This is a genomic window from Moorella glycerini (genome assembly GCF_009735625.1).
Lineage (GTDB): Bacteria > Bacillota > DSM-521 > Neomoorellales > Neomoorellaceae > Neomoorella > Neomoorella glycerini.
In genome coordinates this window covers 3,448,284-3,463,046 of sequence record NZ_CP046244.1, presented here as the reverse complement: position 1 = coordinate 3,463,046, position 14,763 = coordinate 3,448,284, and the positions used below count along the sequence as shown (strand labels likewise).

Sequence of the window (14,763 nt, the reverse complement as noted above, 5' to 3'; positions counted from 1 at the left end):
CGAGGCTGGTAACTGTATGGGCTGGGAAGTTCCCCGTTATCTCGTCAATTTTAATCTTACTGGTTTACCCCGGGAAGAGACCGATATTTTGGTTATCGGCAGCGGCATTGCCGGCCTTTATACAGCTTTAAAGATAGCCGGACGCTTTCGGGTGGTCCTGGTAACTAAAGATAACCCGGCGGCATGTGCTACCGACCTGGCGCAAGGGGGAATTGCCGCTGCCATTGATGAGGAAGATTCTGCCGCATTACACCTGGAAGATACTTTAACAGCGGCTGCCGGCCTGGGGGACCCTGCTGCCGCCAGGGTGCTGGTAACAGAAGGGCCTGGACGAGTGCAGGAGCTGATTGAATGGGGTATACCCTTCGATCGTGAAGGCGATAAGGTAGCCCTGGGTAAGGAAGGAGCCCATAGCCGGCGGCGCATCCTCCACGCCGGCGGCGACGCCACCGGGGCTATCATCTGGCAGGGCCTGGCTGCCAGAGCGGCAGGAGCCAGAAACATTCAGCTGTGGCCGGGGACCATGGCCCTGGACCTGCTGGTTGTTGAAGGCCGTTGCTGTGGCGCCCTGGTGTTAACCGGGGAAGGGGACATTAAAGCCGTCATGGCCGGTGCCGTGGTCCTGGCCTGCGGCGGCGCCGGGCGACTTTACCCCGTTACGACCAACCCGGCAGTAGCTACCGGCGACGGCGTGGCCATGGCCTACCGCGCCGGGGCTGAGGTCATGGACGTAGAGTTCTACCAGTTTCACCCTACCGTGCTGGTGCACCCCGGCGCACCCGGTTTCTTGATTTCTGAGGCCGTCCGGGGCGAAGGGGCGATTTTACGCAATCAAGCCGGCGAAAGGTTTATGCCTGCCTACCACCCCTTGGGGGAGCTAGCCCCCCGGGATGTCGTCTCCCGGTCGGTAGCCAGCGAGATGGCCCGGCACGGGTCCGGCCACGTTTATTTGGACCTGACCCACCTCGAGGGCGAACTGGTGGAAAGCCGTTTTCCCACCATCACCTCCACCTGCCGGGAGTTGGGATTAGACCCGCTAAAGGAATGGTTGCCCGTGGCACCGGCGGCCCATTACTTTATGGGCGGGGTGCGGACGGACTTAAACGGGCGGACTAATATTACCGGCCTTTATGCCGGCGGCGAAGTGGCCTGTACCGGGGTCCACGGCGCCAACCGCCTGGCCAGCAATTCCCTGCTAGAAGGCCTGGTTTTTGGCGGGCGGATTGCCGCCGAACTTTTAAACCAGGAACTCAAGCCATCCCCTTGTCCACGGCTAAAATACAACACGCTAAAAGAGGGCGGCCGGGAGGATACCGGCAACTGGCTGGCCGTCCAGAAAATTATGCAGCAGCGGGTAGGTTTAATTCGCAATGGGGAGGGCTTACAAGAGGCTGCCAGCACCCTGGAATCTTGGTGGCCGTTACTGGGTTATCCAGCCCGGGACCGCCTAGCGGCAGAGATCCGCAATATGCTGACTGTGGCCCATTTAATTATTACTGCCGCCACCTGGCGCCGGGAAAGCCGGGGCGCTCATTACCGCGAGGACTTCCCGGAAACCGATCCCGCCTACCGCAAGCGGCTGGTGCTGGCCAGGGAGAAGGAAGCTATGGAAGTCCCGCTCCAACAATTTCCTGGCAATTGAAGCGCAACTCAATTATCACTTTCCACCTATCCCCGGAGGCGATTCTAATATGCTCAATTTGCTCGCAGTTACAGAAATAGTCAAAAGAGCCCTGGAAGAAGACCTGGGCGCGGGAGACCTGACCAGCAGCGCCCTTTTTACCCCTGCCGACCGCGGCCGGGGGGAAATCATCGCCCGCCAGGAGGGGATTATTGCCGGCCTGCCGGTAGCCGGGCTGGCCTTCCAGATGATACCCCCGGGCTGTACCTTTACACCCCTGGTAACCGATGGTAGCCAGGTTCCCGCCGGGCAAAGGGTAGCCAGGGTAGAGGGGTCTCTGGTGGCCATCCTGGGGGCTGAAAGGGTGGCTTTAAATTTTCTCCAGCGCCTGTCGGGCATCGCTACCCTGACGGCCCGTTATGTAGAGCAAGTTAAGCCCTATAAAGCTAAAATTTGCGATACCCGCAAGACCGTTCCCGGCCTGCGCCTCCTGGATAAATACGCTGTCCGCATGGGGGGCGGGGTCAACCACCGCCTGGACCTGGGGGATGCCGTCCTGCTCAAGGATAACCATATTAAAGCGGCCGGGAGTATTACCGCGGCGGTGGCCAGGATCCGCCGGGCCATTCCCCTGACGACGAAAATTGAAGTGGAAGTTGAAAACCTGGCCCAGGTCGAAGAGGCCCTGGCCGCTGGGATGGAGCTGATTATGCTGGACAACATGTCTCTCCCGGAGATGCGCCGGGCCGTAGAAGTGATTGGCGGCCGGGCCTTAGTAGAGGCTTCCGGCGGCATAACTCTGGACCGGGTAGCGAAAGTAGCGGCTACCGGCGTCGACTATATTTCCGTTGGCGCCCTGACCCATAGCGTCGCTGCCCTGGACGTGAGTTTGGAATTATGCTAGAGTATAGTAGTTATAGTAGAGTATAATTATTCCCGACTAATCTCTTTGATGATATTTAAAGGCCTGGTGGTATGCAGGGAAGAACATATCACCAGGCTATTGATTTTACAGAAAACTAGTTGCAGTACAAGCGTTATGGATTTTAGTTACAAAATATAGGCACAATTTATTTGAATTCCATCTTGACAGAAGAATATATTGGTGGTATACTGGTACACAAGAATAAACCAATATACCAGCAAACCACTATGTCAGAGGAAAGCAAACATGAAATTAGTTGTTAACAGGGATAGCGAGATCCCCCTTTTCCTCCAGATCGAACAACAGCTTCGCTATTTAATCTTGTCAGGACAGTTTGCCCCGGGCACCAGGCTGCCCAGCAGCAGGCAACTGGCCCAATTTTTACATGTTAACCGCCAGACGATTAATAATGCCCTTAAAATGCTGGCCCGAGATGGCCTGGTTGAGATTAGACAGGGCGCGGGTATTTTTGTTAAGACCCGGTCAAGTCAAATTACACAACCCAGTGAAGCTCTAATGGACTTGGCGCGCCATACTGTCCGACAAGCCCGGGAAATGGGTTACTCACCTGATGATTTGATTGCCGCCATTTCTCTTGTCGGTAATACTCATGATGCTGCCCCCCTTCCGCCCAGCGGGCGTTACCTTGTTTTTGTCGAGTGCAATCAACCGGTACTGGAATCTTACAAAAACGATATCGAGAAGGAGGTGAACATAAAGGTTATTCCCTACCTTTTAGAGGAACTCAGGGAAGGGAATCCTGCTGTTCAAGGAGTAATTGCAGGCGCTGCATTAGTGGTGACCACCTTTACCCATTTGCATGAAGTTAAAAAGTTATTACACAACCAAACGGTAGATATTGTCGGGGTAACTGCCGGACCCTACATGGACCTTATGCTCTCAGTTTCCAGGTGGCCGACCAAGGCCAAAATAACAGTTGTTATGGTACGCAGGCATGGTGCTTTAGAAGTTGCTCAATCAATCATTGATGCTGGTATTAACTTTGAAAAACTCGTTTCCTGTGGCCTTGATGATCCTGAATATGAAAATTATATCAGGCAAGCCGAATATTTAATTATTTCCCGCGCTGCTTACAAAAGTGTGGAAACTCTGCTTAAACCGGAACAAAAGGTTTTAATCTATGAAAATGTTCTTGACCGGGCCAGCTTAAATATGTTGAAAAACATGCTTGCAGCAAATGAACATGCGATAAAGGAGGCGTGAAAGGGTGCTGGCCAATTTAATCACAGGCTTTAGCCTGTTGACACAGTGGCAGAATATTGTTGCAATTATAGCGGGCTCAATTATAGGTTATCTGGTCGGGGCTTTGCCTGGCTTGAGTGCGGGTATGGCAATAGCCCTTCTTTTACCCTTTACTTTCAATTTACCTCCTTTGACCAGCCTGGTGCTCTTAACAGCCCTCTATGGCGCGGCCGAGTACGGTGGGTCGATTACAGCCGTAACTATTAACGTCCCTGGAGAAGCCGGTTCTACACCGACGACGTTCGATGGTTACCAGCTAACTAAAAAAGGATTACCTGCCAAGGCCCTAGGAGTATCTATTGTGGCTTCTGCCTATGCGGGAATCACCAGTACAATAGCTCTGATATTAATTTCCATCCCTTTAGCTAGAATAGCTCTGAGTTTTGGGCCTCCGGAATATTTTGCCCTGGGTATTTTTGGTCTTACTATGGTGGCTAGCTTGGGGGGGAAGTCCTGGATTAAAGGTTTTATTGCGGTATTCTTTGGCCTTTTGATTACCACCATAGGTATAGACCCCGTCAGTGGGACCAGCAGGTATATTTTTAACACGAAAATAACCTAACAAATGATCTTCATCAAGTAAATAACCCTACCAGGCAGGGCGTAAAAAGGCAATAATAAGCTAGCAGATGCATGAACTTGCATCAGCCAGGTTAATCCTTTTTGAGGGTATAGTGTTAAACGACCTGGGCGACTTCCCTTACCTCGAGTCCCAGCTTCCGGGCCTCAGCAATAATTTTCTTGATCCGAAACCTTTCTTGCTTTTGTTTGGCTTTCTCAAATGCAGTCTCGTCGTAGTCTGTACCGTTTTTTAGTAAGTTGTAAATGATTACCAGGAGCTTTCTGGCTAAAGCGATAAGGGCTTTCTTGGCCCCGCGGCGTTGCTTGACCTTCCAGTACCAGGACGATAAATAGCTGTCGCGTACCCGGGTGATGGACCAGGCAACTTCGCAAAGAATTCGCTTTAGATAGGTGTTACCGTGGGTGGTGCGAGTGGACTTTTTTTTCCTGCACTTTCATTATTGCCGGGGCTTAAGCCCGCCCAGGAACAGATATGTTCCGCAGTTTTAAAGCGGCTCATATCGATGCCAATTTCCGCCAGAATAGCGGCGGCAGCGGTTTTGTCAATCCCCGGGATGCCGTCCAGTTGTTCCAGTTGTCTTTGGTATTGATTAAGTTTTTCCTCCAGCTTTTGCTCTACCAATCGAAGATGCTCGTAGTGCTGATCCAGCCAGCCCAGCAAAAGCTTGAGGAACTCCCTTTGGTGAACATCCATTTTGCCATTGACAGCCTGCTTGATTTCCTGAAGCTTACTCTTGGCACGACCCTTTACCAAAGTCTCTACTTCCCGGGCGGATATCTTCCCGTGACGGCAAAGGTGATCCATAATCGCCCGGCCCGATACCCCGAAGATATCGGTGAGGAAGGTGGAGAGCTTGAAACCGCAGCTTTGTAAGTGCTTTTCGATGCGGTTCTTTTGCGACGCAATCTCTTCGATAATACTTTTGCGGTACCGGGTTAGATTACGGAGTTCCCGGATAGGTTTGGAGGGGATAAAACTTCCTTCCAACAATCCGGCGCGTAAAAGGGTAGCTATCCATTCAGCGTCCTTCATGTCAGTCTTTTTACCGGGAACGTTTTTCATGTGCCGGGCGTTGGCAACAATCAAAACCATACTGCCGTCAAAGGCTTCTTCCAGGACGTTATATACAGGCTGCCAATAAACCCCGGTGCTTTCCATGGCCACATGGCGGCAGTTCTCTGCTTCCAGCCAGGCTTTCAGTTCATCAAGCCCGGGCAGAAGGGTGGAAAAGGTGCGGATGGTTTTTGTCGGTTCCTCGCCAATATTGCCTTTTAATAGGCAGGCAACCACGGTATCTTTATGGACGTCCAAACCACAGCAGGTTTCCAAGATGTCTTGCATAAGAACTCCTCCTGCTTCATTGGATTTCAGGGATGATTGCCCGAGAAAGTAAGAAGTTTAACACCCGTGCTGTTCCCAAGTCCTTAAGAACAAGGGGCGACAATTGGCTGTGCTCAAAGGCAATCAGGTTAGGTTAGTACTCGAGGTTATACCATCAAAATGTACTCAACCTTTGTCCCTGATAAGTCCAATGTAGCAGAAAATCAGATGTTTGTAATCACTTCTTTCTATTTTCATGATTGGTTGTGCCTTCCAGACATGGCCGGTTAGTATGAATTTATTTGAGGGTATTCCCCTGATACCAGTTTTAATTGGCCTGTTCGCTATTTCTGAAGTATTGATGACCATGGAAGAAATAGGTGAGGGAAGCGTTACCTATCAAAAAATTTCCGGAGCTCTGCCTACTATCAAAGAATATTTAAGTACCCATATGGCTATGTTGAGGGGAACAGTTATAGGTTTTTTAATTGGTATAGTTCCCGGGGCTGGGAAAGCTGTTGCTTCTTTCATCGCTTATAGCGAAGAAAAACGGGCTTCTAAACATCCAGAACTGTTTGGTACCGGCATTTTGGAAGGAGTTGCCGCCCCGGAAGCGGCCAATAATGCTGTTGTCAGTGGAGCTTTAGTTCCCCTCCTGGCTTTAGGTATACCAGGTTCGGCAGCAGCAGCTATTTTAATAGGCGCTTTTACAATTCAGGGATTACAGCCCGGACCATTGCTCTTTGTCAAAGAACCTGATCTGGTTTATGGCTTATTTGCCAGTTTGCTTGTAGGCAATATTGTGATGTTAGCTATGGGTTTAATGGGTACGCAACTTTGGGCAAAAGTAGTAACCGTTCCGAAAAATATTTTAACTCCCATAGTTTTAGCCATGGTTATTTTTGCTGCTTATGCGGAATCAAACAACCTTTTTACCGTGTGGTTAGCGTTACTGTTTGGAATTATAGGGTATATCATGCGGAAGTATGATTTTCCTGTTGCTCCCGTAGTTCTCGCAGTCGTCCTGGGGGAGATGATCGAAACCTCCTTTCGTCGGGCTTTAATTATTTCTGATGGAAGTTTAGCTATATTTATAAGCAGGCCTATAGCGTCAATAATCTTATTGATTTCAGTCATCTCAATAGGCTATCAATTCTTTCGCGGAATGAAGAAAGCAGGCCGTTAAAGCTTGCCAATTAAAGGGGAGGTGGGGGACATGAAATAAATTATGAAATTAAGTAAAAAATAAGATAAAGCGTGGTTAAAAAACTAGAGGAGGGAATAGAACATGTTAAAAAAGCGATGGCTGGGATTGACTGTTTCTTTGGTACTGGCTGCAAGTTTACTGGCAGGTTGTTCATCTGGTTCCAAACCTGCCGAGGCGCCTAAAGAAGCATCCAAAGAAACTGGAAAAATTGCCTCTACCTTCCCCAACAAACCTATAACCGTACTTAACTCTTCCACCGCGGGTTCTCCCGCCGACGTTATGGCCCGGGAAGTGGCACGTTATGCCGAAAAATATCTGGGTCAACCCATGGTTGTTGTTAATAAGCCAGGCGGCGGGGGTGGAGTGATGTTTGCTGCTCTGAAAGCTGAACCTGCAGACGGTTATACTATAGCTTCAGTTACAGCTTCCCAGATAGCAGCATTACAATCGGAACTCAAAAAGGATTTCTCTATTGACGATTTTGAGTTCATAGCCAACGTCCAGAAAGAGCCTTACGCCATAGCAGTTAAAGCGAATAGTTCATTTAAAACAATGCATGATGTAATTGATTTTGCCAAGAAAAATCCTGGCAAGCTTAAAATAGGCGGCCAGGGAACAGGTTCGGCTTTACATTTAATGATTTTGCAGTTAGCGGAACAAGCCGGTATCGAGATAACATGGGTTCCGTTTGGAGGAGGATCGGAATCGGTAACTAACCTGTTAGGCAACAACGTTCAGGTAATCAGTACGGCTCCAGCCACGGTAAATCAATATGTCGAAGCAGGTCAGATAAAGGTTCTGGCCATAAGCGGTGACCAGCGTATGGAACACATGAAGGAAGTGCCTACACTTAAGGAGTTAGGCTACGATATTACCATGACCCAATACCGTGGTTTTATAGCAAAAAAAGGGTTACCTTCCGATGTTAAAGCCAAAATAGTTGATGCTATAAAGAAAGCAGTGGCTGAACCCGGTTTTAAAGAGTACATGGCCAAAAATAAGCAGCCTGATGGTTTTATGGGTCCCGATGACTTTGCAGCTTACGCTCGCAAGGACTATGAACTAATTGGCCAGTTACTGCAAAAAGTTAAGGAAAAGTAAAAGTTGCTAAAGGCCGGCAGCTTGACTGGCTGCCGGCCTGGATAAGGCAGGTGGTATCAAAATGCGTTATGGCGAAATGGGTATTAGCGCGGGAATGGCTATACTGGCGATAATTTTTTATTCCCTGGCAACCTTTAAACAAGAAATAAATCCCGTTGATCCCGGGCCTGCTTTCTATCCCCGCCTTGTCAGTGTCCTGCTTTTTGCTTTTGCCGTTGCTCAATTAATATTGTCCTGGCGAAAGGGGGAAATAAAAAAAGAAAATAAAAAAGAAGCAGGCAAAATGCTTTTGTACATTATTGGAACCTTGGCTTTTAGTATTATTTATATCCTGCTTTTTGATGCGACCAGTTATCTCTTAACTACTACTTTCTTTCTTATAGCCTTAATGCTTCTGGGGGGTGTACGCAACTGGTGGGTTTTAATTAGCGCAGCAGCAGGTTATTCTCTAGCTACCTATTATTTATTTGGCCAGGTCTTAAAGGTTCCATTACCGTAAGGGGAGGTAAAATTATGGCTCATCGGGTAACGTTGATTACTGGTGACGGCATTGGTCGGGAAGTGATTCCGGCAGCACGCCAAGTGGTTGAGGCGACAGGGATAGCCATCGAGTGGGAAGAAATGCTGGCCGGAGAAATGGCAGTAGAAATGGTGGGTGAGGCAGTACCGGAAGATACCATTGCTTCAATTAAGCGCAACAAAGTAGCCATTAAGGGACCGCTAACCAATCTGGTTGCCAGGGGGTGGGCAAGTCCTAACGTAACCTTGCGCAGTAAACTGGGACTTTTTGCCCAGGTGCGGCGGGCCCGCTATTTTGACGGCGTTCCTTCTCCCTATAAAGGGGTGGATATAATCGTTGTCCGTGAAGCAACAGAGGATACTTTTGCAGGAGCAGAGCAGAAAGTCGGCCCTGATGCGGCTGTAGCCCTCAAATTTGTTACCAGGGCTACTTCGGAGCAAGTTGCCCGCTTTACCATGGACTATGCCCGCCGGATGGGCAGGCGCAAAGTTACAGTGGCTCACAAGGCTAACATCCTTAAGCTTACCGATGGTCTTTTCCTGGAGAGTGCGCGACGGGTGGCGGCGGAGTTTCCTGAACTAGAATTTAACGACCGGATGATCGATAATATGTGTTTTCAGCTTGTTAAAGCTCCACTGGATTATGATGTTATCTTAGCTCCTAATGTTTACGGCGATATTCTTGCTGACCTGGCTGCCGGGGTGGCAGGTAGTTTGGGTTTGGGCTTTGGCGGTAATTTTGGTCCGGAGGTAGCCCTTTTCGAGGCTGTTCATGGCACTGCTCCTGATATAGCCGGCCGCGGTATAGCCAACCCGCTGGGGGAAATTCTTACAGCCTCAATGATGCTTAATTACTTAGGCGAAACTCAAGCAGCAAGGGCTATTGAAATGGCCGTCGCAAAGGTCCTCAGGGAAGGTAAGGTTCTTACCGGGGACCTGGGCGGAAGGGCCACGACGGCAGAGATGACCGCGGCTATCATTGCAGCGCTAAATTAATTATTTTTATTCATAAGGAGGAAATATGTAATGAAGCTAGTAATGTATCAATTTGGTGAGCGGGATTACCGCTTAGGGGCCGTGACCAATGAGGAACGGGTAGTAGATCTGAACTACGCCTATGAAACCCATCTGACCCGTAAGGGAGTACAACGCGCTAAAGAACTGGCCCAGGCCCTTGTTCCTCCCGATAGCGTTGAATTTTTAAGTGGCGGTGGCCGCTCCTGGGAAGCTGCCCGGGCTGCCCTTGATGAGGTCCAGGATTTTAGTTTGGAGGATCTAAGCTCTTCTGGTAAACGCCTGATCTTCCAGCGCAGCGAAGTTAAACTGGGGGCACCGGTGCAGAACCCCATGCGCATAGTGTGCCTGAGCCATAATTATCATGATTTTATCCGGGAGACAGGCCTGCCGATCCCCCCTGAGCCGCGGATCTTTGCCAAATACAAAAATGCCCTTTGCGGGCCGGATGACCCGATCATCTACCCGAGAATGACCCAGTGCCTGGGCTACGAAGCAGAGCTGGCTTTCGTCATCGGCAAAAAAGGCCGCAACGTACCTGTTGAAAAGGCTTTTGATTATGTAGCTGGCTATATGATCTTTAACGATGTCAGCGCCAGTGACTTAACGGCCCTGGACAAACAGGTAGTCAGGGGTAAAACCTTTGATAATTTTGCCCCCTGTGGCCCCTACCTTGTTTCCAGGGATGAAATACCTGACCCGGGCAACCTAGATGTTAAACTTTGGGTCAACGGGCGTTTACTGCAGGATTCCAATACACGAGAACTTATTTATGATGTACCTACCCTGGTATCTTTCCTCTCCCGGATCTTTACGTTGCAACCGGGAGATATTGTAGCCACTGGCACGCCGGGTGGACTGGCAAAAGATCGTAAACCTCCAACCTATATGCAAGTAGGGGATATTTGCACTATTGAAATTACTGGCCTTGGACGCTTAAGCAACAAAATTGTAGCCGAAGAAGATATTTCTTTTTAAAATAAGGTTTAAAGCTTAGAGGAGGCAACATATATGGAAAAAGTCGAGAAATTTGTCCGCTTTACTGTGGGTGAAGGAGTCTTCTATGGTCGCTTAGAAGGGGACATGATTATCGCCCTGGAAGGCGATATTTTTGGGGCGTACCGGGAAAATGGACAGCAATATAATTTAAACGAAGTCAGGCTGCTGTCACCCTGCCAGCCCAGCAAGGCCGTTTGCGTGGGTTTGAACTACCGGCGCCATGCTGCCGAATTGACTATGGAGGTGCCGGGAGAACCGGTTATCTTTATTAAACCGCCGACAAGCGTTATTGGCCCTAATGAAAATATAATTTACTGGCCCATGGTCAAACGCCTTGATTACGAAGCGGAGCTGGTAGTGGTCATCGGCCGGGAGGCCCATAATGTTAAGGAAGAAGAAGCTGGGGAGTATATCTTCGGTTATACCGTTGGGAATGACGTTACGGCCCGGGACCTGCAGCAGAAAGACGGCCAGTGGACCAGGGCCAAAAGCTTCGATACTTTTTTACCCCTTGGGCCTTATATTGTGCGGGGGATAGACGTCTCTGACTTCCGCGTCCAGTCTTTTTTAAACGGCGAACTGAAGCAGGACGGCCGCACCTCCCAGCTGATCTTTTCTGTGCCCTTCCTGGTGAGTTTTATCTCCCAGGTGATGACCCTTTTACCCGGAGATATAATCATGACCGGTACTCCGGAAGGAGTAGGCCCCATGGAGGTAGGCGATACCATTGAGATCAGGGTGGAAAATATAGGGAGCCTGGTTAATAAGGTTGCTGCGCCGTAATGATAAAAAGGCGGGAAGGTTGCTAACCTGAGGTATATTACCTTCTCGTCTTTTTATTTATATGAATTCTACTGCAAAATCCCTTCGATAGCTATCTTTTCATCATTGACTTCCTGTTACGTTATTGCTATAATTAACCATGGATAGTGAAAGAAATAACTACCATCTAGGGGTATATGGATGTATTATCTTTAGTAACTACAAGCATAAACTAGATGTGTAATTAAAGATGTCTATTATGTGGTTAAAAATACCATAGAAAATTTTAAGTATAAAAAACGGAGCCCCCTAATAATCAGTACCAAGTCAGCAAGATTGTTCAAAATATGAATTATAGTTGGTGAGGTGTAAGTCCGATTGCGACGGCGCGAGTTTTTGAAATTATTATTAGCGGCGGGAATTACCGGGGCAGGAGGATTAGGGCTGGAGCAGGCTGCTCGTGCAGCTGGAAGGCCCGAGCCCTTCCCGGAACTGCCGCAAAAACAGAGCGGCCAGAAGCCGGAAGCTTTAATAAACACCAAGAACGGCCAGGTTATGCCGGCAGCAGGTATAATTATGCGTCACAGTGCGTGCCTGGGGTGTTATAGTTGTTGCGGAAATAGAGTGAAAATTGATGCCAGCACGGGTGAGATTTTACAGGTATTTGGCAACCCTTATAATCCCCTTAATAGTGAACCACATCTGCCATACGAAGCTCCCCTTACCGAAGCATATCTGGCCTTCAGCAATTATCAGGGAAAAGGTAATACCGCGAGGGCCACTTTATGTGCTAGAGGATTAGCGACTCTTCAGGCCCATCAAGATCCCATGCGTTTGTTAGTACCACTCAAAAGGGCCGGCAAAAGGGGTGAAGGTAAATGGCAACCAATTACCTGGGAAGAGGCTGTTAACGAAACTATTGAAGGAGGGAAGTTATTTAGCGAAATCGGCGAGAATCAGGAAATTGAAGGCTTGAGGCATGTCAGGGATTTTAATACCCTGATTGATCCCAACCGGCCGGAACTGGGCCCTAAAGTTAACCAGCTGGTGTTTTTTGGCGGCAGGGATGATGGTAGGATGGTCTTCGCCTCAAGATTTATGAGGGCTTTTGGCTCTATCAACTATTTTACCCATGGTTCTACCTGAGGCGGGGCCAAAAGTCCTGCCTGGAAGGCAGTAGCAAACAATAGCGGGGCGTTTTTCAAGCCCGATGTTTTGAACAGCGAATTTGTCTTATTTATAGGAGCTTCTCCGGGGTTTAGCGGCAGGCCGATGCAGCTTATCGCTAGGAGAACAACAGCTGCAAAAGTTAAGGGGAAATTAAAATTTGCGGTGGTCGACCCGGTGATGTCTGGCGGTGCGGTAGGGCCGGGAGAAAAGGCGGAATGGGTGCCCATTAAGCCTACTACTGACGGCGCTTTGATCATGGCCATGATCTGCTGGATGTTTGCCAACAATAGTCTGGATTATAAATACCTGGCCATACCCAATATGGCTGCGGCGCAAAAAGAAGGTTATTATAGCTATACCAACAGCACTTACCTGGTAATCATCGATCCGGGGCACCCTAATTATCGTAAACTACTGCGCCCGGAAGACCTGGGGTGGACCAATGACGGCGATGAATACATAGTCATTGACAGGGTTACGGGACAACCAGCCAAAAATACCGGAGTGGAAGCAGGTGAACTTTTCTTTTCCGGGGTAATTCAAAATAATGATGGCCAGAGCATTAAAGTCACCACGGCCCTGAATATTCTTAAAGAAAATGCTTACAGGTATTCTATGGAAGATTATGCCCGCATCTGTGGCGTTCCTAAGGAGAAAATAGAGGAACTGGCCCGGGAATATACCAGCCATGGGTATAAAGTAGGCGTGGATGGGATGGGCAATCTCGCGGCGGCCAATGGGTTTTATACCGGCATGGCCCTATATTTGCTGTCGGCTTTGATGGGTTCCTGGAATTTACGTGGAGGCATGATCAAAGACCCTCAAGGGTACGCTGCTTTTGGCCGGGGGCCACGCTATGATCTAAATACTATCAGCGATGCACCAAGGCGTTCCGGTGTGAGGTTAAGCCGTGATTTTCCATATGAGTATACCACCGAGTACCAGGAGAAGGTTAAAAAAGGCGAAAACCCTTATCCCTCCAAATTGCCCTGGTATCCTTTAAATAGCAGTATGGATAATCAGGCTGTCTACTCCATTATTAACGAGTATCCCTATAAAGCAAAAATATTAGTTAGCTGGATGGCCAATCTCTTCTTCGCCACCCCAGGTGCCGCCAGGGAAGAAATAATAAATGAATTTAAGAATCCTGAGCGCATCCCCTTGATTATTGCCATCGATCCTTTTATGGGGGAGGTGGCCGCAGTTGCTGATTATGTCCTTCCTGATACTACTCAGTACGAAAGCTGGGGGTTGCTTTCAATCTATGGCTATACAGGGATTAAGGCCACTTCTATACGCTGGCCGGTAGTCCGGCCTCCTATGCAGGAGATCGGTCCAGGCAGGTATCCGTGTTTTGAGACTTACATCATTGATGTAGCTAAAAAAATAGGCCTGCCCGGTTTTGGCGACGACGCCATCAAAGATGTTACAGGTAACAGTTATCCCCTTAATAACCCTGAGGATTATTTCTTAAAAGCGGTTGTCAATGTGGCTTATGATGAAAACCCGGTTCCTGAAATAAGTCCTGAAGAATATAAACTACAGGAATTTGGTAAAGTATTTTTCAATGTTGCCGGGGCAATCAAAAATGAAGAGTGGCCCAGGGCGGCTTATGTTATGGCCCGGGGCGGCAGGTTTGCTCCTTACGATTCAGACTGGAAAGGTGAAAGGCAAAAAGATGCCTATACTGGGGTAATTACCATCTACAATGAGACGGTGGCTACCAGTCGTAATTCCATGACGGGGGAATTTTTCGCAGGTACTGCTTGCTGGCAGCCGGAAGTTTTTGCTGATGGTAAACCTGTCGATGAAGCATTTAATCCAGATGAATGGCCTTTTAAATTGGTAAATTGCAAAGCAAAACTGCGCTCAATCTCTTTAATTGCCAACGCACCGGTAGTAACGGACTTGAGCAGTACCAATTATATCGAAATTAATTCCCTGGATGCAGGGGTCCTGGGCCTGAAAACAGGTACTAAAGTAAAACTGGTGGCAGCAACTGGCGGTGAAGTTACAGGTGAGTTGCTGGTACGGCCTGGGATAGCCCGGGGAACCGTTAACGTTTACTTCGGTTATGGCCACTGGGCCTATGGTGCCAGGGGTTATCAAGTTGGCGAGAAGAAAGTTGCCGGCGATGCCTCCCGGGGCGGCGGTATTATGGCAGGCAAAGTTTCACCACTGGATAAGTCTTTACAAAAAGTGTTCGGCCTGAGTGATCTGGCAACAGGGGTACCGGCCCGCAATGGTGGGCGTTATAAAATTGTCAGGGTTTAGAGGTG

12 protein-coding genes and 1 pseudogene are annotated in these 14,763 nt (G+C 48.9%); 12 read left to right on the top strand and 1 reads right to left on the bottom strand.

Features of this window, described 5'->3' with window-relative positions; all coding sequences use genetic code 11:
- The first annotated feature begins 16 nt into the window (after positions 1 to 16).
- From nadB to MGLY_RS17180, 4 genes are all read left to right on the top strand, one after another.
- Positions 17 to 1,642: an L-aspartate oxidase gene (gene nadB, locus MGLY_RS17195; protein WP_156275960.1), complete on the top strand. Its 1,626-nt coding sequence runs from the start codon at positions 17 to 19 to the stop codon at positions 1,640 to 1,642.
- A gap of 49 nt (positions 1,643 to 1,691) precedes the next feature.
- Complete coding sequence (gene nadC / locus MGLY_RS17190; protein WP_156275958.1) at positions 1,692 to 2,525, top strand: carboxylating nicotinate-nucleotide diphosphorylase; 834 nt, start codon at positions 1,692 to 1,694, stop codon at positions 2,523 to 2,525.
- Between the two features lie 267 nt (positions 2,526 to 2,792).
- Positions 2,793 to 3,770, top strand: a complete 978-nt coding sequence (locus tag MGLY_RS17185; RefSeq protein ID WP_156275956.1) for a GntR family transcriptional regulator — start codon at positions 2,793 to 2,795, stop codon at positions 3,768 to 3,770.
- 37 nt (positions 3,771 to 3,807) lie between these two features.
- Positions 3,808 to 4,371 (top strand): tripartite tricarboxylate transporter permease, encoded by a 564-nt coding sequence (locus tag MGLY_RS17180; protein WP_170291164.1) that lies wholly within the window; start codon positions 3,808 to 3,810, stop codon positions 4,369 to 4,371.
- A gap of 115 nt (positions 4,372 to 4,486) precedes the next feature.
- Here the strand turns inward: MGLY_RS17180 and MGLY_RS17175 are convergent.
- A pseudogene (locus MGLY_RS17175) lies at positions 4,487 to 5,733 on the bottom strand (IS110 family RNA-guided transposase).
- 271 nt (positions 5,734 to 6,004) lie between these two features.
- On the opposite strand from MGLY_RS17175, the gene MGLY_RS17170 reads away from it, so the two are divergent.
- From MGLY_RS17170 to MGLY_RS17140, 8 genes are all read left to right on the top strand, one after another.
- Positions 6,005 to 6,898 carry a tripartite tricarboxylate transporter permease gene (locus MGLY_RS17170; protein WP_170291163.1) on the top strand — a complete coding sequence of 298 codons (894 nt, stop codon included), beginning with the start codon at positions 6,005 to 6,007 and terminating at the stop codon, positions 6,896 to 6,898.
- Between the two features lie 102 nt (positions 6,899 to 7,000).
- The gene (locus MGLY_RS17165) at positions 7,001 to 8,020 is read left to right on the top strand and encodes a tripartite tricarboxylate transporter substrate binding protein (protein ID WP_156275950.1); all 1,020 of its coding nucleotides are present in this window, start codon (positions 7,001 to 7,003) and stop codon (positions 8,018 to 8,020) included.
- A gap of 61 nt (positions 8,021 to 8,081) precedes the next feature.
- A complete protein-coding gene (locus MGLY_RS17160) occupies positions 8,082 to 8,519 on the top strand; it encodes a tripartite tricarboxylate transporter TctB family protein (protein WP_156275948.1) in 438 nt (145 codons plus the stop codon).
- A gap of 14 nt (positions 8,520 to 8,533) precedes the next feature.
- The gene (locus tag MGLY_RS17155) at positions 8,534 to 9,535 is read left to right on the top strand and encodes an isocitrate/isopropylmalate dehydrogenase family protein (protein ID WP_156275946.1); all 1,002 of its coding nucleotides are present in this window, start codon (positions 8,534 to 8,536) and stop codon (positions 9,533 to 9,535) included.
- Between the two features lie 30 nt (positions 9,536 to 9,565).
- Positions 9,566 to 10,531: a fumarylacetoacetate hydrolase family protein gene (locus tag MGLY_RS17150; protein WP_156275944.1), complete on the top strand. Its 966-nt coding sequence runs from the start codon at positions 9,566 to 9,568 to the stop codon at positions 10,529 to 10,531.
- A 33-nt stretch (positions 10,532 to 10,564) separates the two neighbouring features.
- Complete coding sequence (locus MGLY_RS17145) at positions 10,565 to 11,335, top strand: fumarylacetoacetate hydrolase family protein (RefSeq protein ID WP_156275942.1); 771 nt, start codon at positions 10,565 to 10,567, stop codon at positions 11,333 to 11,335.
- A 375-nt stretch (positions 11,336 to 11,710) separates the two neighbouring features.
- Positions 11,711 to 12,460, top strand: a complete 750-nt coding sequence (locus tag MGLY_RS18080; RefSeq protein ID WP_211661966.1) for a molybdopterin-binding domain-containing protein — start codon at positions 11,711 to 11,713, stop codon at positions 12,458 to 12,460.
- Positions 12,461 to 12,529: 69 nt separating this feature from the next.
- Positions 12,530 to 14,758, top strand: a complete 2,229-nt coding sequence (locus MGLY_RS17140) for a molybdopterin-dependent oxidoreductase (protein WP_211661965.1) — start codon at positions 12,530 to 12,532, stop codon at positions 14,756 to 14,758.
- Positions 14,759 to 14,763: the final 5 nt, after the last annotated feature.

Coding starts and splice junctions, on each gene's coding strand:
- nadC (WP_156275958.1), top strand. CDS start 1,692: ATGCTCAATTTGCTCGCAGTTACAGAAATAGTCAAAAGAGCCCTGGAA.
- MGLY_RS17170 (WP_170291163.1), top strand. CDS start 6,005: ATGAATTTATTTGAGGGTATTCCCCTGATACCAGTTTTAATTGGCCTG.
- MGLY_RS17160 (WP_156275948.1), top strand. CDS start 8,082: ATGCGTTATGGCGAAATGGGTATTAGCGCGGGAATGGCTATACTGGCG.
- nadB (WP_156275960.1), top strand. CDS start 17: ATGGGCTGGGAAGTTCCCCGTTATCTCGTCAATTTTAATCTTACTGGT.
- MGLY_RS17165 (WP_156275950.1), top strand. CDS start 7,001: ATGTTAAAAAAGCGATGGCTGGGATTGACTGTTTCTTTGGTACTGGCT.
- MGLY_RS17145 (WP_156275942.1), top strand. CDS start 10,565: ATGGAAAAAGTCGAGAAATTTGTCCGCTTTACTGTGGGTGAAGGAGTC.
- MGLY_RS17155 (WP_156275946.1), top strand. CDS start 8,534: ATGGCTCATCGGGTAACGTTGATTACTGGTGACGGCATTGGTCGGGAA.
- MGLY_RS17185 (WP_156275956.1), top strand. CDS start 2,793: ATGAAATTAGTTGTTAACAGGGATAGCGAGATCCCCCTTTTCCTCCAG.
- MGLY_RS17150 (WP_156275944.1), top strand. CDS start 9,566: ATGAAGCTAGTAATGTATCAATTTGGTGAGCGGGATTACCGCTTAGGG.